This is a genomic window from Solibacillus sp. FSL K6-1781 (genome assembly GCF_038630735.1).
Lineage (GTDB): Bacteria > Bacillota > Bacilli > Bacillales_A > Planococcaceae > Solibacillus > Solibacillus silvestris.
In genome coordinates, this window is sequence record NZ_CP152038.1 from 1,424,180 (window position 1) to 1,450,402 (window position 26,223).

General features: G+C 40.3%; 23 protein-coding genes and 1 other RNA gene. 22 read left to right on the forward strand and 2 right to left on the reverse strand.

Annotated elements, in window-relative coordinates:
• Window positions 1-7 precede the first annotated feature (7 nt).
• The 14 genes from panB (at window position 8) to MHH37_RS07070 (ending at window position 14,404) form a co-directional block, all read left to right on the forward strand.
• Window positions 8-844: a 3-methyl-2-oxobutanoate hydroxymethyltransferase gene (panB, locus tag MHH37_RS07005; RefSeq protein ID WP_342575564.1), complete on the forward strand. Its 837-nt coding sequence runs from the start codon at window positions 8-10 to the stop codon at window positions 842-844.
• A complete protein-coding gene (panC, locus tag MHH37_RS07010; RefSeq protein ID WP_342575566.1) occupies window positions 844-1,707 on the forward strand; it encodes a pantoate--beta-alanine ligase in 864 nt (287 codons plus the stop codon). The genes panB and panC overlap by 1 nt, the downstream gene beginning before the upstream one ends.
• Window positions 1,700-2,083 carry an aspartate 1-decarboxylase gene (gene panD / locus MHH37_RS07015; RefSeq protein WP_008404875.1) on the forward strand — a complete coding sequence of 128 codons (384 nt, stop codon included), beginning with the start codon at window positions 1,700-1,702 and terminating at the stop codon, window positions 2,081-2,083. Before panC ends, panD begins: the two co-directional genes overlap by 8 nt.
• A gap of 193 nt (window positions 2,084-2,276) precedes the next feature.
• The gene (locus tag MHH37_RS07020; protein WP_065216954.1) at window positions 2,277-2,855 is read left to right on the forward strand and encodes a 3D domain-containing protein; all 579 of its coding nucleotides are present in this window, start codon (window positions 2,277-2,279) and stop codon (window positions 2,853-2,855) included.
• 137 nt (window positions 2,856-2,992) lie between these two features.
• Window positions 2,993-4,330, forward strand: coding sequence for a dihydrolipoyl dehydrogenase (gene lpdA / locus MHH37_RS07025; protein ID WP_014824293.1), 1,338 nt, complete (start codon window positions 2,993-2,995; stop codon window positions 4,328-4,330).
• A 113-nt stretch (window positions 4,331-4,443) separates the two neighbouring features.
• Window positions 4,444-4,782 carry a transketolase gene (locus MHH37_RS07030; RefSeq protein ID WP_342575569.1) on the forward strand — a complete coding sequence of 113 codons (339 nt, stop codon included), beginning with the start codon at window positions 4,444-4,446 and terminating at the stop codon, window positions 4,780-4,782.
• A 167-nt stretch (window positions 4,783-4,949) separates the two neighbouring features.
• Window positions 4,950-6,098 carry a cation:proton antiporter gene (locus MHH37_RS07035; RefSeq protein WP_008404871.1) on the forward strand — a complete coding sequence of 383 codons (1,149 nt, stop codon included), beginning with the start codon at window positions 4,950-4,952 and terminating at the stop codon, window positions 6,096-6,098.
• A gap of 587 nt (window positions 6,099-6,685) precedes the next feature.
• Window positions 6,686-9,466 carry an ATP-dependent DNA helicase DinG gene (dinG, locus tag MHH37_RS07040; RefSeq protein WP_342575571.1) on the forward strand — a complete coding sequence of 927 codons (2,781 nt, stop codon included), beginning with the start codon at window positions 6,686-6,688 and terminating at the stop codon, window positions 9,464-9,466.
• A gap of 76 nt (window positions 9,467-9,542) precedes the next feature.
• Complete coding sequence (locus MHH37_RS07045) at window positions 9,543-10,025, forward strand: DUF5590 domain-containing protein (protein WP_008404867.1); 483 nt, start codon at window positions 9,543-9,545, stop codon at window positions 10,023-10,025.
• A 13-nt stretch (window positions 10,026-10,038) separates the two neighbouring features.
• Window positions 10,039-11,232, forward strand: coding sequence for a pyridoxal phosphate-dependent aminotransferase (locus MHH37_RS07050; RefSeq protein WP_339264150.1), 1,194 nt, complete (start codon window positions 10,039-10,041; stop codon window positions 11,230-11,232).
• Window positions 11,233-11,264: 32 nt separating this feature from the next.
• Window positions 11,265-12,560 carry an asparagine--tRNA ligase gene (asnS, locus tag MHH37_RS07055; RefSeq protein ID WP_342575573.1) on the forward strand — a complete coding sequence of 432 codons (1,296 nt, stop codon included), beginning with the start codon at window positions 11,265-11,267 and terminating at the stop codon, window positions 12,558-12,560.
• Between the two features lie 87 nt (window positions 12,561-12,647).
• Window positions 12,648-13,379, forward strand: a complete 732-nt coding sequence (locus tag MHH37_RS07060; RefSeq protein ID WP_342575575.1) for a DnaD domain-containing protein — start codon at window positions 12,648-12,650, stop codon at window positions 13,377-13,379.
• A gap of 18 nt (window positions 13,380-13,397) precedes the next feature.
• Complete coding sequence (gene nth / locus MHH37_RS07065; RefSeq protein WP_008404858.1) at window positions 13,398-14,057, forward strand: endonuclease III; 660 nt, start codon at window positions 13,398-13,400, stop codon at window positions 14,055-14,057.
• Window positions 14,054-14,404, forward strand: a complete 351-nt coding sequence (locus MHH37_RS07070) for a YpoC family protein (protein ID WP_342575576.1) — start codon at window positions 14,054-14,056, stop codon at window positions 14,402-14,404. The genes nth and MHH37_RS07070 overlap by 4 nt, the downstream gene beginning before the upstream one ends.
• 103 nt (window positions 14,405-14,507) lie before the next feature.
• Here MHH37_RS07070 and MHH37_RS07075 read toward each other — a convergent pair whose 3' ends face one another.
• Together MHH37_RS07075 and recU are read right to left on the reverse strand one after the other, a co-directional pair.
• Entirely contained in the window at window positions 14,508-17,195 is a 2,688-nt protein-coding gene (locus MHH37_RS07075; RefSeq protein ID WP_342575578.1) for a PBP1A family penicillin-binding protein, read from the reverse strand.
• Window positions 17,182-17,865 (reverse strand): Holliday junction resolvase RecU, encoded by a 684-nt coding sequence (gene recU, locus MHH37_RS07080; protein WP_342575579.1) that lies wholly within the window; start codon window positions 17,863-17,865, stop codon window positions 17,182-17,184. Before recU ends, MHH37_RS07075 begins: the two co-directional genes overlap by 14 nt.
• A 181-nt stretch (window positions 17,866-18,046) precedes the next feature.
• Between recU and MHH37_RS07085 the strand changes: the two genes are divergently transcribed.
• The 8 genes from MHH37_RS07085 (at window position 18,047) to MHH37_RS07120 (ending at window position 26,212) form a co-directional block, all read left to right on the forward strand.
• Entirely contained in the window at window positions 18,047-18,277 is a 231-nt protein-coding gene (locus MHH37_RS07085) for a hypothetical protein (protein WP_008404851.1), read from the forward strand.
• Window positions 18,278-18,376: 99 nt separating this feature from the next.
• On the forward strand, window positions 18,377-18,742 hold the full coding sequence (locus MHH37_RS07090) for a YppE family protein (protein ID WP_008404849.1): 366 nt from the start codon (window positions 18,377-18,379) through the stop codon (window positions 18,740-18,742).
• On the forward strand, window positions 18,735-21,011 hold the full coding sequence (locus MHH37_RS07095; RefSeq protein WP_342575581.1) for a DEAD/DEAH box helicase: 2,277 nt from the start codon (window positions 18,735-18,737) through the stop codon (window positions 21,009-21,011). Before MHH37_RS07090 ends, MHH37_RS07095 begins: the two co-directional genes overlap by 8 nt.
• A 4-nt stretch (window positions 21,012-21,015) precedes the next feature.
• Window positions 21,016-22,299, forward strand: coding sequence for a ribonuclease H-like domain-containing protein (locus MHH37_RS07100; RefSeq protein ID WP_342575582.1), 1,284 nt, complete (start codon window positions 21,016-21,018; stop codon window positions 22,297-22,299).
• A 78-nt stretch (window positions 22,300-22,377) separates the two neighbouring features.
• A complete protein-coding gene (gene gpsB, locus MHH37_RS07105) occupies window positions 22,378-22,677 on the forward strand; it encodes a cell division regulator GpsB (protein WP_008404845.1) in 300 nt (99 codons plus the stop codon).
• 63 nt (window positions 22,678-22,740) lie between these two features.
• Window positions 22,741-23,123: RNase P RNA component class B (rnpB, locus tag MHH37_RS07110), an RNA gene on the forward strand.
• Between the two features lie 196 nt (window positions 23,124-23,319).
• The gene (locus MHH37_RS07115) at window positions 23,320-25,068 is read left to right on the forward strand and encodes an EAL domain-containing protein (protein ID WP_342575583.1); all 1,749 of its coding nucleotides are present in this window, start codon (window positions 23,320-23,322) and stop codon (window positions 25,066-25,068) included.
• Between the two features lie 4 nt (window positions 25,069-25,072).
• Complete coding sequence (locus MHH37_RS07120) at window positions 25,073-26,212, forward strand: class I SAM-dependent RNA methyltransferase (protein ID WP_340798163.1); 1,140 nt, start codon at window positions 25,073-25,075, stop codon at window positions 26,210-26,212.
• Window positions 26,213-26,223 lie beyond the last annotated feature (11 nt).

Here is a 26,223-nt window from a genome sequence, read left to right on the forward strand (position 1 = left end):
GAAGAACATGAAAACAACAACACAGTTTTTAAAAATGAAAGAGCAAGGCGAGAAAATTGTCATGATTACCGCTTATGATTATCCGGCAGCGAAATTTTCAGAAGCGGCAGGTGTTGATATGATTCTTGTCGGGGATTCCCTCGGGATGGTCGTATTGGGCTATGAATCCACAATGCGTGTGACAGTAGAAGATATGATCCACCATAGTAAAGCGGTTCGCCGTGGTGCACCGGATACCTTTATCGTAGTCGATATGCCTTTCGGTTCTTATCACGGAGATATCAATGAAACATTGAAAACAGCTGTGAAAATGATGCAGGAAACGAATGCGAATGCCCTCAAAGTTGAAGGTGCAGATGAAATCGTACCTGTTATTAAGAAATTAACGAATGCCGGTATCCCGGTAGTTGCACATTTAGGCTTACTACCACAATCGGCAGGTGTACTTGGCGGTTATAAAGTGCAAGGCAAAACAGCTGAGCAAGCAGAAAAGTTAATAAAGGATGCTTTACTCGTTGAACAAGCAGGCGCATGTGCCGTCGTACTTGAATGTATTCCGCATCAGTTGACGGAAGCTGTATCGCAAAAATTAACGATTCCGACGATCGGCATCGGTGCAGGTGTAAAAGCGGATGGCCAAGTACTTGTATTCCATGATTTATTGCAATACGGAAAACATCACATACCAAAATTTGTTGAAGCATTTGCACGAGTAGGTGATGAGGTGGAGAAGGGGATTACAAGTTATACAAACGCAGTAAAATCAGGTGCTTTCCCGACATTACAACAAAGTTTCACAATGAAAGAAACGGAGCTAATCGAGCTTTACGGAGGCGTAAAATAATGAATGTATTAACAACAATTGCCCAGCTGCGTGAAGTAGTTAAAACGGCAAAATACAACCGGCAGTCAATTGGTCTTGTTCCGACAATGGGCTATTTACATGAAGGGCATCTAACATTGGCAGCACATGCACGCAGCGAAAATGAGCTTGTCATCATGAGCATATTCGTCAATCCAACACAATTTGGTCCAAATGAAGATTTTGAATCATATCCAAGAGATTTACCGCGTGATACAGAACTGGCAAAATCGGCAGGGGTAGATTATATATTTGCGCCCTCTGTAGAGGAAATGTTTCCGCACGATGGAGGAATCACTATTCGAGCAGGACGTCAGGCACATATTTTATGCGGGGCGACCCGACCTGGTCATTTTGACGGAGTTTTGCAAGTTGTAGCGAAGCTCTTTAATTTAGTGCAGCCGGACCGTGCTTATTTCGGACAAAAGGATGCCCAGCAAGTGGCAATCATTCAAACAATGGTGCGCGATTACAATTTTCCGGTAACGATCCGTGTTGTTCCGGTTATACGTGAAGAGGATGGTTTAGCCAAATCAAGCCGCAATATTTATTTGTCTGCTGAAGAGCGTTCACAGGCACCTGCAATACAGCAGGGGCTCCAACTGGCAAAAAGGGAACTGTTGGAATCCGGAAGTGTGGAATCCGCCATTTCACTGGCTAAGAAAATAATACATGACAACACGGATGGCCACGTTGATTATTTGATGATATTATCCTACCCGGATTTACAGGAAGTCGATGATCAGACAGATCAAATCGTTGTTGCAGCTGCCGTTCATATTGGTGAAACACGTTTAATCGATAATTTAATTTTTTCGTTAAAAGGGGAAATAATCCATGTTTAGAATGATGATGAACAGTAAAATCCACCGTGCCCAAGTGACACAGGCAGATTTAAATTATGTTGGTTCCATTACAATTGATGAAGATATTTTGGATGCAGTTGGGATGCTGCCGAATGAAAAAGTCCATATTGTCAATAACAACAACGGTGCGCGCTTTGAGACATATATTATTGCCGGGGAACGCGGTTCAGGAGTTATATGCGTAAATGGAGCAGCGGCACGTCTTGTTCAAAAAGGTGATATTGTCATCATCATTTCTTACGTGTATGTGGATAATAAAGAAGTTGCCGAACATACCCCAACTGTTGCCATTATGGGGGAAAGCAATACAATTAAAGAAATAATCGCATACGAACCGGAAGCAACAATTTTGTAAATGAACATATGAAAAGCTGTCATGGATTATTCCTATATGACAGCTTTTTTTATATTACATTTTTGGTTTGAAAAGGATATTTTTGTAATTTTTATATTATCTCCCTGTAATCTTTTTGAAATATTAAATGTGTAGACTTGGATTTAGCTTTATTTTACAAAATAGACAAAAGATACAGGGGGAAATAATTAGTATGTTTCAAAATAAACTATTATTTAGCTTTGCCTTCTTTATGGTCACTACCTTATTTTTCGCGAGCGGAGCAATCGCAGCTACGCATACAGTGAAGAAAGGGGAAGAATTGGATGAAATTGCAGATCTTTATGACACATCAGTATATACATTGCTAGAACTAAATGAGGTTGAAGATATTGAAGAAGTTACGGAAGGTTTCGTGCTGAAATTACCGGACCATATTCAAAATAAAAAAGTACCGGCTGAAAAAGAGAAAAAAAAGGAAACGATTGATGACTATGAGGTTGTCAAAACATTAACTGTTGAAGCAAGTGCTTTTACAGCCTATTGCAAAGGGTGTTCGGGAAAGACGGCATCCGGAATTGACTTGAAGAAAAACCCGGATATAAAACTAATCGCAGTCGATCCAAAGGTGATTCCGCTTGGTACAAAAGTATGGGTGGAAGGATATGGGGTAGCGGTTGCCGGTGATACGGGCGGTTCGATTAAAGGAAATCGTATTGATGTATTTGTCAAAACAAAAAAAATAGCCCTTAATTGGGGACGTAAAAATGTGGAAATTAAAGTATTGAAGTAATGGATGAAAAAGCGGCGGGTGCAGTTGGCACTTCGCTGCTTTTTATTGACCGAATATTTTGAATAAAATAAAAATAGGTATACGATTTGTTGCATTCCCTGAACTGTAATGCTAATGTGAAAAATGAGGTGGTATATATGGAAAACTTTGATTTAGCTGTTATTGGTGCGGGTCCCGGTGGATATGTTGCAGCAATTCATGCGGCAAAAAGCGGGCTGAAAGTAGCGCTTGTAGAAAAAGATAAAGTCGGCGGGGCTTGTTATAATGTCGGCTGTATTCCATCGAAAATTATGCTTGAGCATAGCAAATTGGTACAGGAAATTCGGCGCGGGACGGATTGGGGTGTGACAGTACCGACGATTAATATTGATTTTCCGAAGTTAATGCAGCGAAAAGATCGAGTTGTTGACGAACTATTATCAAATATTGAAACGTTTATCGAAAATGCGCAGATTACAATGTATCGGGGGAAAGCGACTGTAACCGCAGAACGAAAAGTGATCATCGGTAATCAGGCATTTACAGCAGATCATGTCATTTTAGCAACAGGCAGCCGCCCATTTGTTCCGCCATTTAAAGGGCTTGAAAATGCAAATTATCATACAACCGATACGTTTTTTTCGATCCAGGAGCTGCCGAAACAATTAACAATTATCGGAGGCGGGGTCATTGCAATTGAAATGGCATTTGCGCTAGCGCCAATGGGAACAAAAGTAACCGTATTAAACCATAGTAAAGATATATTGCAAACAGAAGAACCAGATGCACGACCGATTATTAAAGAAAAAATGAAACAACTGGGAATCGAACTTGTGACAGACTTTACGTTCGAAGAAATCCATGCTGACTATGTTCAAACATCAATTGGAAATTTCCCGTTCGAAAATTTACTGTTTGCGACAGGGCGCCGTCCAAACACTGAAATTGCGGAAGTGCTGGAAATGCAAATGGATGGTCGTTTAATCAAAGTGAATAACCATTATGAAACGAGTATTCCCGGTATTTTTGCGATAGGGGATTTAGTTGGCGGATTTCAGCTTGCCCACTCTGCAAGCGCAGAAGGGGTACATGCAGTGGATTATATTTTAGGGAAGCATCCGAAAGTGATCAATCAGCAGGAAATCCCGCGATGCGTTTATACGCATCCTGAAATTGCAACATTTGGCATGCTGGAGCATGAAGCACCTGCAGATAGTATTGTTACGAAGATGTATTTACCTACAAACCCTAAAGCACTGCTTGAAGGTAATACACAGGGCTTTATGAAGTTTGTAGCGAGTCCTGAAGGCGATATTTACGGCGCATGTGTCGTTGGTGATGGAGCGACAGAAATGATTAACTCCATGCTGGCGGCAAAAGTATTGGGAGGATCAGTAAAAGATCTGGCAAGACTCATTTTCCCGCATCCGACAGTGAGTGAACATGTTGGAGATGCGGCACGTTCGGTTTTCGGAAAAGCAATTCATGCAAAATAACCTGTTGCTACGGTGCAGATAAGATGCTCCGTAGCTTTTATCAATCCAATTTCTTTTTTATTGTGCTGAATTCTACTATACTTGTTGTATACAATTCCAACATGAGGTGACATATGGAAAATCAGTCAATGGAGCTTGTAGAAAAAGAAGTGGAAAACACATTATATCAATGTATTGATTTTAATATAGAAGAAAACTATATTGCGATGGGACAAGAATTTGCAAAAGTGCTTGCACTTTTGCAGGAACATAGGCTTATTAGTCCGGCTTTACAAGTAATTATTGATCCGGAACAATGTCTGACGGAAACACGGATATTGCTCGAAAGTCTGCAGGAAGCGCAAAGAAGGCATGCTTCACGGAGAAAGCTGCTGACACATCGCCATATTTTAAATGTTTGGTTAAGAAAAAATCAATATTTTCAACGAGAGGTATTGCCCGGGTTTTTCTAATCTATCTCTTTGTTAATGAATAAGGAATATTCAGATAATGATAAAATGTTATTGCTTTTTCCTTTTTTATTGTTTAAAATAAAACTAATCTTATATGAAGCAAGGCATGGTGGAGTCAGTCAAAACTGGCGGCACCATGCCTTTTTCTATAGTAAAAGGGGGATATTATGTTTATTTTTCAAATAGTTATCGTACTATTGGCAACAAAAATAGCAGGGCATTTTACAGTGCGTCTAGGGCAACCTTCAGTACTGGGGAAAATCCTGATCGGTATTATTATCGGTCCTGCTATGCTTGGCTGGATTACTGACAGTGAAGTTATGCAAACATTCAGTCAAATAGGGGTTATTCTATTAATGTTTTTAGCCGGTTTAGAAACTGATCTGGAAGATTTAAATGCAAATATGAAAGGCGCAATTTTCGTCGCAATTGGCGGTGTCATTTTACCGATTGCGATGAGTTATCCGTTGGCAATGGCATTTGGCCTTACGCAAGGGCAGGCAATTTTCATCGGACTAACATTAGCTGCTACATCAGTTAGTATTTCAGTTCAAACATTAAGCGAAATCGGTTGGCTGAAGAGTAAAGAAGGGTCTACATTATTAGGTGCTGCCGTACTGGATGATATTATCGTCGTAGTATTAATCGCAATTGCAATGAGTTTCCTTGTAGGGGATGATGTTTCAATTCCAGTATTAATCGGCGGAAAAGTATTCTTCTTTGTTTTATTATTTGTTGTAATGAGATGGGTTATTCCACCGTTCCTAAAAGCGTTCAGCCGTCTGAAAGTTACGGAGGCACTGTTAAGCGGAGCGCTTATTGCATGTTTTGCGTTAGCATACATAGGTGAGCATTACTTTGGTATCGCTACAATTATCGGAGCATTCTTTATCGGTATTGCGATCGGACGCACTCCATTTAAAGAGACAGTCGAGCATAAAGTTGAACCAATTGCGAGCGGAATTTTTGTGCCGTTCTTCTTCGTTAGTATCGGATTATCTGTTACATTTGATGGGATTACAGAAAATATTTGGTTTTTGGTGATCTTCTCAATCGTTGCAATTTTATCTAAGCTGATCGGATCTGGTATTGGTGCAAAATTGGCAGGCTTTAGCTGGAAATCTTCTGCAGGTATCGGTGCAGGGATGATTTCTCGTGGCGAAGTTGCATTGATACTTGCGGGTATGGGTTTATCAAGTGGTTTACTGCCGGCGGAAGACTATACGCCAATGGTAATCGTAATTATTATTACAACATTAGTTACACCACCAATGTTAAAAGGAATTTTCGGAAATCGTTCAAATTTAATGGATTAATCTAGTTGAAAGAATTCTTAATTTGTTGTATTCTATGTTTTAGGTGCCAAAACCTCTGTGAAGATTTAGTCTTCACAACAAAAGCCTCCACCAACAGCACGGATTTGCTGGGAAGCTTTTGAATTGTGCAGGGAGATGAGCCCCTGCACACCTATACATAGTATATTAACCTAGTGTTGCCCTTGAGGCGGCACTAGGTTTTTTTTGCCTAAAAAAATATGAAAAGTAATACGTTAGTGGCAAAAGTGAAGCTGCGTGTAATTTTTATTAGAACAATTGAGCTTATATTAGAATACTTGAGATGGATATTAGATGAACTTGAAATGATATTAGAACAATTTGGATGTTTATTCGAACAGTTGGCGGTTATATTAGAAAACCGTAATTTTATTAGAACAAATAAAAATTTATTAGATGATTTTAAAATGTATTAGAACATTTAGAACGTTCATATATCGGCATCGGCTCTATATTTACGATGGCAGCATTCCACCGCCACGTTCATCCGTTCTATCCAATTACATGACCTCATCGCCTCCAGTATGATAAAATGCCGTTATATTACTTGAACTGTGAGTTGAAGAAAAATGAAGGAAAGTCAAAAGTATGCGATTGTCGACATAGAAACTACAGGACATTCTCCTGCAAGCGGCGACCGTATGATACAAATCGCGATCGTTATTATGCAAGGATGGGAAATCGTAAAAAAATATTCTACATTTATCAATCCGGGAAAACCGATCCCGTTATTTATACAGGATTTAACTAATATTACAGACGAAGATGTAAAAGATGCTTTACCATTTGAGGCGTATGCGGATTATATTTACGAGCTGCTGGAAGGGGCAGTATTTGTTGCCCATAATACCGATTTTGACTTGAACTTTTTACAGGCAGAATTTAACCGTGCAGGCCTATCGAAGTGGCACGGCAAGAAAATTGACACAGTCGAACTAACAAAAATTTTGTTTCCGATGTCGTTAAGCTACAAATTATCGGATTTAGCGAACGATTTTAATATCGTGCTGCAAAGTGCACACCGAGCGGATGATGATGCACTCGCAACTGCTTACCTGCTTAAACATTGTTGGGAAGAGCTGTTAACATTGCCGCTCGTTACTTTGGAACAATTGCATAAACGTTCTTTCCGTTTGAGAACAGATTTGGCCCAGCTGTTTTTTGACGCGCTTGTCATCAAACGCAACAAAGCAATAACGGATGAAGGGCATGTCTTTTACCGTAAAATCGCAATTCGCAAAATGGCACCAACGCCAAAGAGCGATGGGGATGAACTTGTTTATCCGCAGACGACTGATGAAAAAATGACTTTATTATTAAATGGAATTCCCGATTTTGAAGAGCGCCCGCAGCAGTTTCAAATGATGGACAGCATTTGGCATGCACTCAACACAAATGCGGAGCACGTTATCGAAGCATCAACGGGCATCGGAAAAACGATGGGCTATTTAGTGCCATCGATTTATTATGCTAAGAAAACAAATAGGAAAATAGGAATTAGTACGTATACCTCTCATTTGCTTGATCAGCTTATGCAAAACGATATTCCGATATTGGAACAGGCACTTGGCCAGCCGATTAAAATGGCTTTATTAAAAGGGATGAATCACTATATCGACGTTGAAAAGTTCGAGAAAGAGCTAAAAACCCAGGATGAATCCTATGATCAGACTTTTACAGTACTGCAAACACTGATCTGGCTGGCGAAAACGGAGACTGGTGATTTAAGTGAGCTGAATGTGTCAGGCGGCGGTCAGCTGCTCCTTGATAAAATCCGAAAGAGCGCATTGCCGAAAACGACAATGCCGCTCTATGATTTTTACTCACGGGCAATTCAAAATAGTCATCAGGCAGACATTATTGTGACAAATCATGCAATGCTGCTAAGTGATCTGGTTCGCAATGAGCAGATTTTTAATTCATTAGGCGGATGGATAATTGATGAAGCGCATCAGTTTATTCAAGCTGCAATCAATCAGCATGAAAAAATCTTTACTTATATGAATTGGAAATATTTATTTGGACAAATTGGTATACAGGAAGATGAACAGCTGTTTTATAAAATTCGTCGGGTTGCAATTAAGAAACAGCTGCTGAATTATCAAACACTGGATCAGCTGGAAAAGCGCTATATTCAAATGGTCAATGCGTTTGATACAGCAATGGCGGCATTGCTTCGAGAAGTGAAGGTTGCAAATCACCAGTCTAAACAACAGAAAATTGAAGTCTTTATTTCTGAATTGCAGTTGGGGCGTGAAGTTTTAATAAAAGTTTCGCTCACTGTGCAGCAATGGGTGGATGAGGCGACCGAGCTTATACGGAAGTTCACTTCTAGTGTGGAGGAGCTTGCACCAGAGCATGAATATTTAATTGAGCAATGGCAGTATATCGTCAATGAGTTTACGATTAAAATTGCAGAATGGGATGATGTATTTTTAAGCCAGGATCCCGACTATTCATGCTGGCTGGAATTGGACCAGCGCAGTGTTCCGGGAAGTATCCAGCTTTATAAAAAACCGATCGAAGTGACATCGACGATTGGGAAACTTTTTGATCCAATCCGTGAAAAAAGCGGCATTGTCTGGACATCCGGAACGTTAACAGTGCCAAGTAATGAGCGTTTTATTACGAACCAGCTGGGAATCGATCCGTCGATTCCAATTGAAAAGCTCCATGCTGACCCGAGTTATTATGACGGGGCGGAAGTGTATATTGTCAATGACATGCCGGACATTCAGGCCGTTTCACAATCCGAATATATTGAAGAGGTCGCGCATGCGGTCACAAATACAGTGCGAATGACGAATGGTAGATGTTTTGTTTTATTCACATCTCAGGACATGCTGCGTAAAACGGTCAATCTAATACAGGAAAGTGAATTGTTAAGCGACTATATGATTTTTGCACAAGGTGTCACATCCGGAAGCCGTATGCGCTTATTAAAGTCTTTCCAAAAGTTTAATCATTCCGTATTATTTGGAACGAACAGTTTTTGGGAAGGGGTCGATGTGCCGGGTGACGGTTTGTCTGCAGTTATTGTCGTGCGGCTGCCGTTTTCTTCTCCGGAAGAGCCTGCATTTAAAGCGCGGGCCAATTATTTAACACAGCAAGGACGCAATTCCTTTACAGAGCTTTCACTGCCTGATGCTATTATCCGGTTCAAACAAGGGTTCGGCCGGTTAATTCGTTCCAGCCATGATAAAGGGGTGTTTATCGTTTTGGATCGCCGGATTGAAACAAAATCATACGGACAGCAGTTTATCGAGTCATTACCGCCAATTTCTATACAAAAACTGCCTCTACACAGTATGGTACAAAGCTTAGGAAATTGGTATAATGAAAAACGATGAGGAAGGAAAGCAGGTTGGCAAAAATGAAACAAAATTTTAAACAACATTCAAATACATCGGAATGCAAGGTGCAGTTATGAAAAACTGGATTATCTTTTCGGTTGTCTTTATTTTATCTTTGTCGCTTGTTATTTCAGTGTTCGTATTTTGGAAAGCCAATGCACCGTTTAGTGAAATAGAACAAAAGGCGGAAAGTTTTGCGCTGGATACGAAAGCACTTGCTGTTGTTGATGATTCCTATGTTTACAATGGGAATAAGCCATATGTCACTGTTTTCGGAGTGGATGAGTATGGGAAGGAAAAAGCAGTCTTCGTCCCAATGAGTTTAGATGAGAATTCAATGCAAGAAGTATTTTTAGCGGATGGCATTACAGAAGAACAGGCGTTGTCTGTTTTTCAGGATGATACTGCCGTGAAAGAGATTCTTCATATGAAGTTAGGATTCGAGGAGCCGGGTCCAGTATGGGAAATTACCTATAAAAGTGAATCCGGCAGCTTGAATTATGTCTATCTTCTATTTGAAGACGGGCAATGGTGGAAACGCATATTGAATTTGTAGAGGAGAGAGCAACATGAAACAATTGTTGGCAAATCGTGTAAAAACTTTAACACCATCTTCTACTTTAGCGATTACAGCTAAAGCGAAAGAGTTAAAGGAGCAAGGTATTGATGTAATTGGTTTAGGTGCAGGGGAGCCTGACTTTAATACACCGGAGAATATTTTAAATGCAGCAAAAAAATCGATGGATGCTGGTCTGACAAAATATACACCGGCTGGAGGGTTACCTGCTTTAAAGAAAGCAATTATTGATAAATTGGCTCGTGACAATAACCTTACATACAAAGCAAATGAGATTATCGTTGGTGTCGGAGCAAAACACGTTCTGTATACATTGTTCCAGGTTATTTTAAATGAGGGCGATGAAGTAATTATCCCGATTCCTTACTGGGTATCTTATCCTGAACAAGTGAAGCTTGCTGGCGGTGTACCCGTATATGTTGAAGGAACACAAGAACAAAACTTTAAAATTACAGCACAGCAATTACGTAATGCTGTTACAGAAAAAACAAAAGCTGTAATTATAAACTCGCCATCTAATCCTTCTGGTATGATTTATACGAAGGAAGAATTGGCAGAGCTTGCACAAGTGGCAGAAGAAATGGATATTTTAATCGTTTCAGATGAAATTTATGAAAAGCTTGTTTACAATGGAGTAGAGCATTATTCAATTGCGGAAGTTTCAGACGCAGTGAAAGCACGTACAATTGTTGTGAACGGAGTTGCAAAATCTCACTCTATGACAGGATGGCGCATTGGCTATGCAGCTGGTGATGCGACAATCATTAAAGCGATGACGGATTTAGCCTCTCACTCTACTTCAAATGCTACAACTACAGCTCAATATGCAACGATTGAAGCATATAACGGCTCACAGGATACAGTAGAAAAGATGAGACAAGCGTTTGAATCACGTTTAGAGGCGATTTTCCCGAAATTAGCAGCAATTCCCGGCGTAAAAGTATTAAAGCCACAGGGTGCTTTCTACTTATTGCCGGATGTTTCAGAAACAGCCGAAAAAACAGGTTACACTTCAGTGGATGATTTTGTATCGGCACTATTAACAGAAGCAAATGTTGCGGTCATTCCAGGTTCAGGATTTGGTGCACCCGCGACAATACGCTTATCGTATGCGACATCTTTAGAACTATTAGAAGAGGCAGTTCGCCGAATCGATGCATTTGTTAAAGCAAAATGGCAAGATTAAGCGAGCCTGCAACTTAAGCTTTGGAGGACTTTATGAAAAAAATTATGATTAAAGATATGCCAAATCATATTGGCGAAACAGTAAAAATTGGTACATGGTTAGCTAACAAACGTTCTAGCGGTAAATTGGCTTTCCTTCAGTTACGTGATGGCTCAGGCTTCGCACAAGGTGTAGTCGTGAAAGAAGAAGTAGGCGAAGAACTGTTTGCAGTAGCTAAAGGCATGACACAGGAAACGTCAATGTATGTTATTGGTGAAGTTAAAGCAGACGAGCGTTCTTCTTTCGGTGCTGAGTTAAATGTTACAGCTATCGAAGTAATCAGTCCTGCTAAAGACTACCCAATTACACCAAAAGAACATGGTACAGAATTTTTAATGGACAACCGTCACTTATGGTTACGTTCTCGTAAACAACATGCGATCATGAAAGTACGTAATGAAATTATTCGTGCAACATATGAATTTTTCAATGAAAATGGCTTTACAAAAATGGACCCGCCAATTTTAACAGGTTCTTCACCTGAAGGGACTTCAGAGCTGTTCCATACGAAATATTTCGATGAAGATGCATTCCTTTCTCAATCAGGTCAGCTTTACATGGAAGCTGCTGCAATGGCATTAGGAAAAGTATTCTCGTTCGGTCCTACATTCCGTGCAGAAAAATCAAAAACGCGTCGTCACTTAATCGAGTTCTGGATGATCGAGCCTGAAATGGCATTTGTCGAACATGATGAAAGCTTGGAAGTACAGGAGCAATATGTATCACATATCGTACAATCTGTTCTGAAAAACTGTAAGCTTGATTTAGAGCGTCTAGGCCGTGATACATCTAAACTTGAAAACGTGAAAGCACCATTCCCGCGTATTTCTTATGATGAAGCGATCGAGTTTTTACATGAGCAAGGCTTTGATGATATTCAGTGGGGTGATGATTTCGGTGCACCACACGAAACAGCAATTGCCAACCATTATGACAAACCAGTATTCATCACATGCTACCCAATCGGTATTAAACCGTTCTACATGCAGCCACACCCAGAGCGCGATGATGTTGTTTTATGTGCAGACTTAATCGCTCCGGAAGGCTATGGTGAGATTATCGGTGGTTCTGAACGTATTTATGATTATGAATTAATGAAGTCACGTTTGGAAGAACATAACTTATCAATGGATGCATATGCATGGTATTTAGATTTATGTAAACAAGGTGCAGTACCTCACTCAGGCTTCGGCTTAGGGTTAGAGCGTACAGTTGCATGGATTTCCGGAACAGAGCATATCCGTGAATCCATCCCGTTCCCACGTTTATTAAACCGTTTATATCCATAATTAATTTAATTAATTTATACAACGAGAAAACGTCCGGAATTTTGCCGGGCGTTTTGTCGTTACGAGCGCACAAAGGGGGATTCAACTATGTCTAAAAATTTTAATCGAATCCGCGTTTGGACGGAGCAATTGCAAATTACTATTCCACAATTATTTTTTAAACATTATAGCGAACTAAATATACAAGATGACGAAGCATTAATTATTCTGCATTTACTGACGTTCGAACAGGAAGGAATCGACTTTCCGACACCAAATGATTTAATACAGCGGACCAATTTCCAATTGACGGCTATTTCTCAAATAATACAACGCTTAATGCAAAAAGGCTTTGTCGAAATTTCTCAAAGTACTGATGAATCTGGACGCCTTGCCGAGAAATATTCGATTTATCCTTTATGGGAACGACTATTGGATTTGCTGCAGTCAAAAGAACAACAACTGGTTTCAACTGCCAACAAAATGGATGAGGCAAAAATTTTCCAGCTATTTGAACAAGAGCTGGGACGCCTGCTTTCCCCAATGGAAATCGAAACAATCGGTATGTGGATGGACTTGGACCAGCATAGTCCTGAAATCATAAAAGCCGCATTAAAAGAAGCGGTACTGGCTGATAAAGTGAACTTACGCTATATTGACCGTATTTTGATCGAGTGGAAGAAACGCAACATTAAGACACTCGCACAAATTGAAAAGCATAGTGAGCAATACCGGAAAAATACGATGACAGCATCACCGGTTCAACCGGTACATCAGCAAGAAGCGGTTCAGAAAACGGAGAAAGTTTCTTTCTATAACTGGTTAGAGGAGCGAGAATAGGAGGACATTCAACTTAATATGATAACAAAAGCAAAATGGAATCACTTTCTAGATGAGATGGATCGCATGTATCCCGATGCACATTGTGAATTAGTGCATGACAATCCGTTTGAGTTGACGATTGCAACATTATTATCTGCACAATGTACGGATGTCCTCGTCAATAAAGTGACGAAACAACTCTTTCAAAAATATAAAACACCACAGGATTATTTAAATGTGTCACTTGAGGAACTACAGAATGATATTCGTTCAATTGGACTTTACCGAAACAAAGCAAAAAATATTCAATTACTATGTGCACGTCTGATAAACGAATATGGTGGAGAAGTTCCGGCATCTCGTGAAGAGCTAGTCACATTGCCAGGTGTAGGCCGTAAAACAGCAAATGTCGTATTGTCGGTTGCATTTGATATACCTGCGATGGCTGTCGATACACATGTAGAGCGTGTCTCGAAGCGATTAGGACTTTGTCGATGGAAAGACAGTGTATTGGAAGTAGAAGAAACAATTATGAAAAAAACACCGATTGAACGATGGAGCCGTGCACACCATCAAATTATTTTCTTTGGTCGCTATCATTGTAAAGCGCAAAATCCGGGTTGCGGAACATGTCCATTACTGGATGACTGTAGGGAAGGGCAGAAGCGTTTGAAAAAAGGTTTGGTAAAAATATGATGATTTCAGTACAACAAAAGGCAATTTCAAAAGAAGTGGTGGACGCGTGGTACAGTGAGTGGGAGACAATGCGTGAAACGATTCATGCAGCCCATGAACGACGTGATGGATCAGCACAGCAATTCATGGTGGAAGGTATCGAACATTTCGAACAGTTTATTGTGGGCGGTTCAATTACAGAAACACCGTTTTCAGTGCAAAGCGAGTATGAGCTCATGCCAATCAATGGGATGGAACGTCTGCAGTTTATTAAAGTACGTCCTGGGCAATATGCATGTTATCGTCAATTGGACGAACTTTATAAAGAAACAAAAAAGCGCTGTGCAAGACTGAGAATGAAAAAGTAAACTAACCTGAAAATTTCTTCGCTTATTTCATGAATTGCGAATTATATATAAAAGAAAAAAACATCAATTTTTCCCGTAATGAGAAAAATTGATGTTTTTTATTTTAATCGTCTTCTGAGTCTTCAGGTCTTGTTTCGCCGCCTGAAGCGGGTGGGCTAGGCTGGTTCGGTGCTGGTGGTTCAGGATTGGATTCTTCTGGTTCTACCGTATTATCGTTGCCATTTCCATTGCCGTTATTTCCGTTACCGTTCCCATTATTTCCATTACCGTTGCCGTTATTTCCGTTGCCATTTCCATTATTTCCATTGTTGTTCCCATTACCCGGCTGTTCAGGTTGTTCAGCTTCGTTCGGATCTTCAATGGAGTCATTCGGATCTTCAGGTTCTGTTACCTGGTCACCTTCCACGAATAATGCAACGCTTGCTGGATCACTTCGTAAATCACCTGAAATCGCTGTAACTGTAAATGTATACTCTTTACCGCGTTCGATGTTCGGTACTTGAATTGCGCTTGCGCTTGTCGTAGAAATGACCGTTGCCGGACCGCCATCAACTTTCATCGATACTTCAAATGTAACGGGATCCGTTTCTTCGCCGGAACCGTCCAGTGACGAATGTGACCATGTAACATCGGCCAGTTGTGCTGCATCATTGTATGATGCTTGTAAACTAGTAGGTGAATCTAAAGTTTGAGGGACAAATTCCTCTGTATATTCAGTTGGCTCCGTTCCTTTAACGAACAGCTCTGTTGTCTTTTGTGTAGCAGGTGTATATTCATTTGCCAGTTTTAAAGGATTCGATCCGATTACAATCGAAGCCGATACAACGCTGCTTGGCTGTTTAAATGATGATGACGGGTTATGCTGATTTAAATCCGTCATGATCGACTTGAACAATGTTTGTGGCAACCAGCGCTCTTCCCATGTTGTAATGGCATCTTTACGCTGTGAATAACCGCCCCAAATAGCGATTGAGTAGTTTGTTGTATACCCGGCAAACCATGTATCCGGTACTGAGCCACTCTTTAAATTGAACTTTTCAAATTCATCTGAGCCATAGTTTGTTGTACCTGTTTTACCGGCGATATCAACGCCTGATACCATCGCACGTGTCGCAGAGGCATTGCGTTTGTTACTAACTACATCACGTAAAATATCCGTTACCATATAAGCGGTATAATCACTCATTGCTTTTTTGGATTCCGGTTTAAACGATTTTGATGTTTTTCCATCACGGAAAACAATCTTAGTAATGGCATGTGGACTATTATAAGTACCGTTGTTGCCGAATGCTGCATAAGAAGCGGCCATTTGGACAGGAGAAATATTGACGCGTCCTCCACCTAAAGCCTCGGATTCTGTTAATCCGCTTGACTCAATACCTAAATTGCCTAAAAACTCTTTAGCACGTTCCGGACCAACTTCACGGAAAGTCTTCACTGCCGGAATATTTCGTGATGTATAGAGTGCTTCACGTACTGTCATCGTACCTAAATAGCGGCCGTCCCAGTTCCCGATAACTTGATCTGAACCGGAATACGTAATTTTTTCATCGACCGTTGTTTGACCAGTTGACCATTTTAAATATTCAATGGCAGGACCATAATCAATTAAAGGTTTTAAAGTCGAACCAGGCTGGCGGGTTGTCATATCGTAGGCGAAGTTATAGTTAAATTCACCTGTATAATTGCGTCCGCCGCCAATTGCACGAATTTCACCTGTTGGTGTATCGATGACTGCAACACCGGCCTGTATCTCTTCAGTAGGGAAGTTGCTGTCATTGTTCATCATATCTTCTACAATCGTCTGTGCTTTCGGGTCTAGCGTTGTATATACTTTGACCCCTTCGGAAGTCAATTCGCTATCACCATTTTTTTCAAGTTCTGCTAACACAACATCCAAAAATGCAGGATATTTAGTAGTATTATTTGCTACACGCTCTTCTTCAGGAATGAGACCGCCTGTAATAGGTTCCTTTTTTGCTTTTTCTGCGTCAGCTTCAGTAATTTTGCCGTGCTGAACCATTAAGCCTAAAACGATGTTACGACGTTTTTTTGCACGATCCGGCTTTTTGTATGGATTATAGTTGTTCGGACTTTGCGGCATCCCTGCTAATTGAGCGGATTCAGCCAATGTTAATTCACTTAGTTCTTTTCCGTAAAATTCTTTTGCGGCTGTACCAAAACCGTGAATTCTACCTGACATTAGGATTTTATTAAAGTACATTTCAAAAATTTCTTCTTTACTATATTGACGTTCCAGCTTAATTGCGAGCCAAGCTTCCTGTGCTTTACGCTCCAGCTTTTTCTCATTTGTAAAGAATGAGTTTTTTACAACTTGCTGTGTAATTGTACTCGCACCTTGTGCACCAAATCCATCGCGGAAGTTGGCAAGTACAGCACCGCCAAGACGCCACAGGTCAACACCGAAATGTTCAAAAAATCGCGCATCTTCTGTTGCGATGATCGCGTCAATCATTTGCTTTGGAATATCTTCGTACTTTACATAATTTCGTTTTTCTGCACCAATTGTTGCAAAAAGTTCTCCATTTATATCATAAAACTCCGACGAAATCGGATCCTTTAATGCATCTTCATCCAGTTCAGGTGCTTTGCTGACATAGTAGCCAAATAATGCAGCACCACTTAGGAAACCAATTACCCCAATTAAAACGATTGCTAAAACAATGCGCTTAATCCATTTTCCTGCAGAAGTTTTCGGTTTTCTGGATTTTTTGTTTTTTTGTTGACGTTCGCGCTTAATTTGTTCGCGTGTTTTTCTATTTTCCGTCACGTTGTTTCTCCTCACTTTCACAAACATTGTAGTTTGCGATTAACTTTTTTACCGCCTGTAAATAATCGAGCCTTGGTACATAACCTTCGGAAATTTCGATGGCATCCTGCTCAAAAACGGCGATTGGTATGGATTTCCTTCCACCTTCACCCATTGCTGAAAACCATTTTGCCACAACATGATACGAAATGACAAAGTTACGGTTTAACGTGCTGAATCGTACAATGAAAAATGCAACTCCTCGCTGGTTTGTCACGGAATGCATATGATCCATTTGGTGAGGGTGAATGTTTTTTAATGGAAAGGATGTTTTACTATCCGTTTCTTTTGCTTCAAAGTCAATGTAATATCCATTCCATACGCCATTATAATCCGTCGTTGAAGGTGTGCGGAAATATGCCTCTTTAATAACCGCAGCACTTCTTGCCGGATAATCTACTTTGACGATTTGTATAGGAACAGGTTTCTTGTGTATATTTGCCATATTCCTATGTAAATAAAACATATTTGTTTCATTTAGGTCATCTTCTAAGCTTTTTCCACGGTTACTGTAATTGACGGCTCTTTTATTTTTTTCTTTTGCAACCGATTGAGATTTGGCGGATTCCTTTTTTGTCTCAATCTTTGGCGCACTTTTATAGAGTTTACCGTTTGGATAACGAATCACCATGGAATCACCTTCTTTCCTGGAAGAAATAATACTTTAATAGTGTATCACAAACAATGTACCCGTTAATAATTTTGTAAAAGCTATGCAAAATATAACTTCTTTTAGCGAATGGACACTATTTTTGCCACATGACAAGGATTCCGTAAAAAAAGAAAGAATCATTGTGAAAAGGGGGCATTATATGTCGAAATTATCACGCTTAATCGAACAAGTTGAAATGGCACAAACATTATTATCTTTGCAAATGGAACGCGAGCAATTAAGAATGAAAGTGGAGCATTTAACCAATCTACTCTCAGTTTATCAAAAAGTTAGCTTAGCAGAAACAAAGAGTCAAGTAAAGAATGCCTGTTCGCATATAAGTAGTACAAACGATGAGAATTTGATACACTTAAGAACAAATATACTTTAGCCTGAATGGGCAAAGACTATTAAAATATTGTCTTAGTAGCGAACTACAGTAATTTCCGCTGCAAGGCTAAAACAGATGAAATCATTCGAGGTGCACTTTATGCAATTAATAGATAAAACATACCAATTAATAGAAGAATGTGATGCGTGTTTACATCGTTTTCAGGAAATGCGACGTTTAGACAAGGAGCCGGACTTCTTTCAAGAGGTCAAGCCACATGTTGATGAAGTCCATACACGTATTCACGAATGGCAGCAGCAGTCGACAAATTGGATAAAAAGTACGTACCCCAAAAATTTATATGTACAACAAATTGACCACGCAGCCGATGCGATGGAACAATTTGTTGTACAGTCTTTCTTTAAAGGAACAAGCAAAAAACGGTTTATTCAATCGATCCAATCTGCCCAATATACATTGAAGCTACTCGCAACGAAGATTGAGGAAGGTGAAGACGGTGCTTAGTAAGAAAAGAACCATTTCCCAGCTTGTCGACGAGTGGCAATATGACGAGGAAATGAAGCAAAATATTGTTGCCATGCATACGATCGATGAAAAACAGGCCCAGTATGCAGACTTTCCGTCCAATCTACACCCATCGATTATTAAAGCATTGCATGGGCGCGGCATTGAGCAGCTTTATATCCACCAGCGTCAAGCATTCGACTATGCACAACAGCAAAAGCATTTTACTGCGATTACACCGACTGCTTCGGGGAAATCGTATTGCTACCATTTGCCGGTTTTACAGCAAATTTTAGAAGATCGCTCAAGTCGCGCCATTTATTTGTTTCCTACTAAGGCGCTTGCACAGGATCAGAAATCAGATCTTAATGAACTGATTGAACTGATGGATGAGGATATATTAAGTTACACATATGATGGAGATACAGCACCAGGCATTCGCCAAAAAATTCGAAAAGCCGGTCATATCGTCATGACGAATCCGGATATGCTGCATTCAGGCATTTTACCGCACCATACGAAATGGGTATCCCTTTTTGAAAACTTAAAGTATATCATCATTGATGAGCTGCATACGTATAAAGGCGTGTTCGGTTCACATGTCGCGCATGTTATAAGAAGACTTCAGCGTATTTGCGAATTTTATGGAAGCAATCCGATTTTTATTTGTACGAGTGCCACGATCAAAAACCCTAAAGAATTAGCAGAAAGCCTGACAAATAGTAAGCATGAGCTAATCGAGCAGTCAGGTGCACCTGTAGGAAAGAAAACATTTGTTTTTTACAACCCGCCGATCGTCCATCCGACATTTGGCGTTAGACGCAGTGCCGTGCTCGAAGTACGCGATATTTCAAAGCGCTTGTTTGAAGCGGGTATTCAAACGATTATTTTTGCAAAGTCAAGAGTTCGTGTGGAAATGCTCGTTATGTATTTAAAAACATTAACAGCAAAGAAAATTATGGATGAATCCATTCAAGGCTATCGTGGCGGTTATTTACCGAGTGAACGGCGAGAAATCGAGAAAGGCTTGCGGACTGGGTCGATTCAAATGGTTGTCAGTACGAATGCACTTGAATTGGGTGTCGATATCGGCCAATTACAGGCATGTATTATGACCGGTTACCCCGGGAATATTGCGAGTGCCTGGCAGCAAGCGGGTAGGGCAGGAAGACGTCAAGATGAGGCGCTCATTGTGTATGTTGCGCAATCTACGGCATTGGACCAATATGTTGTCCAAAATCCTAGCTATCTATTAGGAAGTTCACCAGAAGAAGCACGTATTAACCCGGAAAACCTGTTGATTTTAATAGAGCATTTAAAATGTGCTGCGTTTGAACTGCCATTCTCGATGGAAGATACGTACGGGGAATATGAAGTTCAGGAACTATTAGCCTATTTAGAAGAAGAAGGCGTGCTTGTGCGTACGAGTACGAAATGGCATTGGATGAGCGACCGTTTCCCGGCTCATGAAATTTCGCTGCGATCTGCGGCACAGGAAAATGTCGTCATTATCGATATCTCAACACCTGCCAATACGAAAGTAATCGGGGAAATGGATACGTACAGTGCGATGACTCTTTTACATGAAGAAGCCATCTATTTGCACCAGGGGATTCAGTTCCAAGTTGAAAAGCTCGATTGGGAAGAGAAAAAGGCATTCGTTCGTGAAGTGGATGTCGACTATTTTACAGATGCGAATTTGGCTGTCGAGCTGAAAGTGCTGAGTGAAGATAAATCGGCACCATTTAAAAACTCGACAGTAAGTTACGGAGATGTAAGTATTCTGGCCATTCCTACTATATTTAAGAAAATCCGTTTTAATACACATGATAATATCGGATCCGGTCCGATTTCGATTCCTCCGATGGAAATGCATACAAATGCGACATGGATGAGCTTTGACTTACCGGCTAATTGGACAGATGAGCAGCTGACCGATGCACTGACAGGGGCTGCCTATGCAATGGGGAGCTTTATCCCTCTATTTATCCATTGTGACCGGTCGGATGTGTCGGTTGTCCCGCAAGTAAAAGCGATTCATAATGAAAAGCCGACATTGTTTATTTATGACAGTTATCCCGGTGGAATCGGCTTGAGTGAACGTGTGTACGATGTATTGCTGTCGCTGCTTGAAAGAACAGCACAGCATGTGGAGAACTGTCCGTGTCAGCAAGGTTGTCCTTCATGCATTGGTGCGCAGGATAGTTTAGGTGAAAACAAAAAACAAGTAATGAAAGTGTTAAATATTTTAATAAACGAAATGATGTGAGAACATGTCGTATGAAAATAAACTATTGCAAATGAAAAAACTGCTTGGTAAAAAAACGGAGCAAAAAAAAGAAAAGCCAAAATTCATAAAACCTGAACCGCCTTTATATAGCGAGCAGTGGCAACAGGCAGGGCTTGAACGGGTAGAAAATGAATTTGGTATGCTTTTTAAACGGGAAGTGCATTATCCTTTCGATTATCAGCACGGTGATTACAAACTCGGGGAATTTTTTCATTCCTTAAAACGCTGGAAGTTCGAAGCCGAAGATCATCCGTTCGCCATAAGCGGTAATGAAACGATAGTGTTTTTTGATACAGAAACAACCGGTTTAAAAGGTGCGGGTACCCACATATTTCTGCTCGGTTTTTTGGAGGCGGATGATGAAGGTTTTACGCTAACACAGTATGTATTGGCGGATCCTTCGAATGAAGCGGCACTTCTTTTTGAATCAAAGCTATGGCAACGAAATGTTACGATTGTTTCCTATAACGGAAAAAGCTTCGACTGGCCGCAGCTTCAAGTGCGCTGGACGTTGAATCAGCAATTTTTACCGCCTTTGAAATCACAGCGGCAAATTGATTTGCTGCATAGTACGAAACGTCTTTGGAAAGATGATTTATCGCGTATGAAGCTTACCCAAGTGGAACAGGACAAGCTCGGCTTTTACCGAAAAGGAGATATACCAGGTCATTTAGCACCGATAATTTATTTTGATGCGGTAAAAAGCGGGAATGCGGAAACGTTAATGAAAGTACTGTTGCATAATGAATGGGATTTACTGTCGCTGATCACTTTGTATATTCATTCAACGAATTTATTGTTCGATGATATATCAACAGAATCGGCAACAACGTATACGAATATTGGAAAATGGTTTGGCGATTTAAAAAAGCGGCAAACTAGTACGGAAATACTTCAGGCAGTGACGGCACATTTCGAAACAAAAGATACCGGTTATGCGCATTTTTATTTAGCGTATGAACTGAAGCGCATTGGAGAAACAGATCTGGCAATCCAATCGTTTCAAACAGCCCTTCCGGCAATCCCGGTCAGAAAACAGCTGCTGGCATACGAACAGCTAGCCATTCTATATGAACATAAAGTAAAGGACTACGAGCAGGCATACAATTATACAAAAATAGGGAATAATCTACTTCCTGATATCCCGTTTCAAAAAGAAACCCATCTTCAAAATCAGCAAAAGAATTGGCAGAAAAGGCTTAGTCGTTTGGCCAATAAAAGAAATAAAAATTTTTCGACAAATAATGAAAAATTTTTCGACAATTAGAACATATGTAGTCGTCCCATTTGTCAGACCTATGCTATAATAAATCAAAGAAGTAGCGTGATGGAAGGACGAGGAATAATGGATATTAAATTAACAGCTGACCATATATTGGAAAAAGAATTTAAAAAGAGTATGAAAGGTTATAACATTGACGAAGTGGATCAATTTTTGGATGTAATTCGCGAAGATTATGACACATTTACTGCAAAAATTGCTTCTTTAGAAGAGGAGAACGAGCGCTTAAAGCAAGAGCTGGCAAACTCAAGCCGCAAATCGGCGGTAGCTCCTGCTCCAACAGCAAATAGTACAAACTTCGATATTTTAAAGCGACTTTCAAACTTGGAGAAGCATGTTTTTGGGAGTAAGCTTTACGAATAGTTAAACTATTCATGGGAATATTGTTTTTTTTCTATTATTGCAGTATACTTTATTCATACATCAATATTCGAGTAATCGCTGCGATTTCTATATCGTAGAGGAAAGTCCATGCTCACACGGTGCTGCGATGCCCGTAGTGTTCGTGCTTACTGAAAAAATAAGGTAAGGCAAGAGAATTTCTCTTGACGGCGGAAGGAACTCCTAAGTCTTTTAGATATGGACAAAACTTCCTGAAAGTGCCACAGTGACGGAGCTTATAGTGAAAGCTATAAGGTGGAACGAGGTAAACCCCATGAGTGAGAAACCCAAATTATGGTAGGGGCACTCTCCTGAAGGAATTGAACGGATGGAGGGACGGTCAGCATGGCCGTAGATAGATGATTACTACCTAGTCGTACGAGGCGCAAGCTGTTTGAGTACTTAGGAACAAAACATGGCTTATTGATTATTGATGCTTTTTTCTGAACATATAAAAGGGCTCTCCATTCTTTTGTGGAGAGCCTTTCTTAGTAGAAAAAATTATTATAATATTAAAAATGAAGGCTCATGACGGGCGATTACAGATTATAATCTTTAAAACAACACTTATTTCTGCCGGAGTGAATATATATAAAATTGTTTTTTATTTAAGGGTGATATTTCTTGAGCGAATTGAAGTCTAATAGATCCATCATGCAAGAACTGGCACTGTCTCAGTTCCCAAAAGAATTAATCGAAAGAGTTTTTGAAAATATTGCGGAAGGTATAATGATTACCGATCGGTATAGAAGAATTTTATCGATTAATGTTGCTTTTGAATTTGTAACAGGCTTTAAATTAGAAGAGGTACAAGGGGAAAAACCATCTATTTTGCAGTCTGGTGTGCATGACAGAGCTTTTTATATTGATATGTGGAAACAAATTGGCAAGACAGGTATATGGCAAGGCGAAATTTGGAATAGACGCAAAACGGGTGAATTATACCCGGAGTGGCTGACAATACTAGCGATTAAAGATGAGGCAGGGAAAATCACAAATTACTGCGGCATTTTTACTGATTTGTCGGAACGTAAAATCGTGGAAGACGAACTTGAAAAAAGATCTTTTCATGATTCATTAACTGAAGTCTGCAACCGTTTTGCCTATATTGAACGTATGAAAGCATTGCTGGAAGTGACAGAAAACCAGATGATGCCGATACAGCATGCCGTTCTTTTTATAGATTTAGACCGTTTTAAGCAAGTAAATGACATGCTCGGACATGCCATTGGTGATCAGTTATTGATAGAGGTATCCAAACGTGTAAAGGCATTAGTGAAAAACAAGGATATTTTAGCGCGCTTTGGCGGAGATGAATTTGTCATTACATTAGCAAATATCCAGCATCCACGGGAAGCTGCAAAATTTGCGGAACAGGTACTCAGAGTTTTTGAAGCGCCGTTTAAAGTTCATGATCAGGATGTCTATATATCGACAAGTATGGGAATCAGTATTTATCCGGCAGACGGTACGACAACAGAACAGCTGTTGAATCGTGCAGATCGTGCTATGTCATTTTCAAAAGATAATGGGCGTAATTGCTATTCGTTTTACTTTGACGAGTTGGAAACGGATTCGAATCGAGTGCTGACACTTGATAGTGAGTTACGTAAAGCGATTGAAAACAGAGAATTTACGCTTGCCTACCAGCCGAAAATTAGTACAGAAAAAAACGAAATTGTCGGGATTGAAGCATTGGTACGTTGGAACAGTGAGAAACTTGGCTTTGTATCACCTGCTGAATTTATCGAACATGCCGAAGAGTCGGGTTTAATTATCCCATTGAGCGAGCTTATTTTTGAGCTTGCATGTGAAGGCTATCATCAGCTTGTTTCTGCTAGTTATCCGAATGTTCCGATCGCAGTAAATGTTTCCAGCATCCACTTTCAGCAACAAAGCTTTTTGGATTCGGTTCAGACAATTTTAGAGCGTAATAATACTTCGGCCCAAAGTTTTGAAATCGAAGTGACAGAGCGGACAGTGATGAACAGTGCGCAGGAGACCGTGAGTAAATTAGTAAAGCTGAGGCAGTTAGGTTTTAAGCTTTCAATTGACGACTTCGGGACGGGGTATTCTTCGTTAAGTTACTTGGTACGGTTCCCGCTCGATGTGCTGAAGATTGACCGCAGCTTCATTCAGCATATTTGCTCGCTTGATGATAAGCAGGCAATTGTCGATGCGATTATTCAAATGGCGCATCGCCTGAAAATGAAAGTAGTGGCAGAAGGTGTGGAAACTAGCCAGCAAGTCGAACTGCTTAAATCGATGGGCTGTGATTATATTCAAGGGTATTACTACAGTAAACCTTTGCCTATGGAAGAATTAATTGACTTTATCCATTTTTGGGAAGTCGAGCATCAAGGAAGGATTTAGACGCATGACAAAATTTAATTTAGTTGCAACAGCTGCGATGGGCCTAGAGGCAATTGTAGCAGAAGAAGTACGTGAATTAGGATATGAAACACGTGTTGATAACGGGAAAGTATACTTTGAAGGGGATGAGATGGCGATTGCACGCACGAATCTATGGCTACGAGTAGCAGACCGTGTGAAAATCGTCGTTGCCCAATTCCCTGCTAAAACTTTTGACCAGTTATTTGAAGGCGTAAAAGCGGTTCAATGGGAAAAATACTTACCGGTGGATGCAAATTTCCCGGTATCAGGAAAATCGGTAAAATCGACATTGTTCAGTGTACCGGATTGTCAGGCAATCACGAAAAAAGCAATTGTTGAACGAATGAAACTTGCATATAAACGTTTAGGATTTTTAGATGAATCCGGCCCGACATTTAAAATCGAAATTTCGATTTTAAAAGATATGGCAACATTAACGATCGATACATCCGGGGTCGGGTTGCATAAGCGCGGATACCGCACGACTCAAGGTGAAGCACCATTAAAAGAAACACTTGCAGCAGCTTTAGTAAAAATTTCAAAATGGTCACCAAGCCGTCCGTTCGTAGATCCTTTCTGTGGTTCGGGAACGATTGCATTGGAAGCGGCTATGATTGGCCAAAATATTGCACCGGGTTATAATCGTGAATTTATTTCGGAATCATGGCCATGGATGAAGCAGGATATTTGGGATAAAGCGCGTGATGAAGCGGATTCTTTAGCAAATTATGATCAGGAATTAACGATAATTGGTACAGATATCGATCATAAAATGGTGGCCATAGCGCAAGAAAATGCACTTGAAGCAGGCTTTGGCGATTTATTGACATTCAAGCAAATGCAGGCGACAGATTTCACAACGAAGCTGACAGACGGGGTTATTGTTACAAACCCACCATATGGTGAGCGTATCGGTGAAGTGGAAGAAATTGAAAAAATGCTGCGCCAGTTTGGACAAGTTATGCAAAATTACCCTACGTGGTCAGTGTATATGCTGTCATCAATGGAAGACTTAGAAGTACATTACGGTAAAAAAGCGACGAAAAAGCGTAAATTATTCAACGGATTCATCCGCACAGATTTATACCAGTATTGGGGTCAAAAATCTAAGCGCGAAAATTAATAACGAAGAGC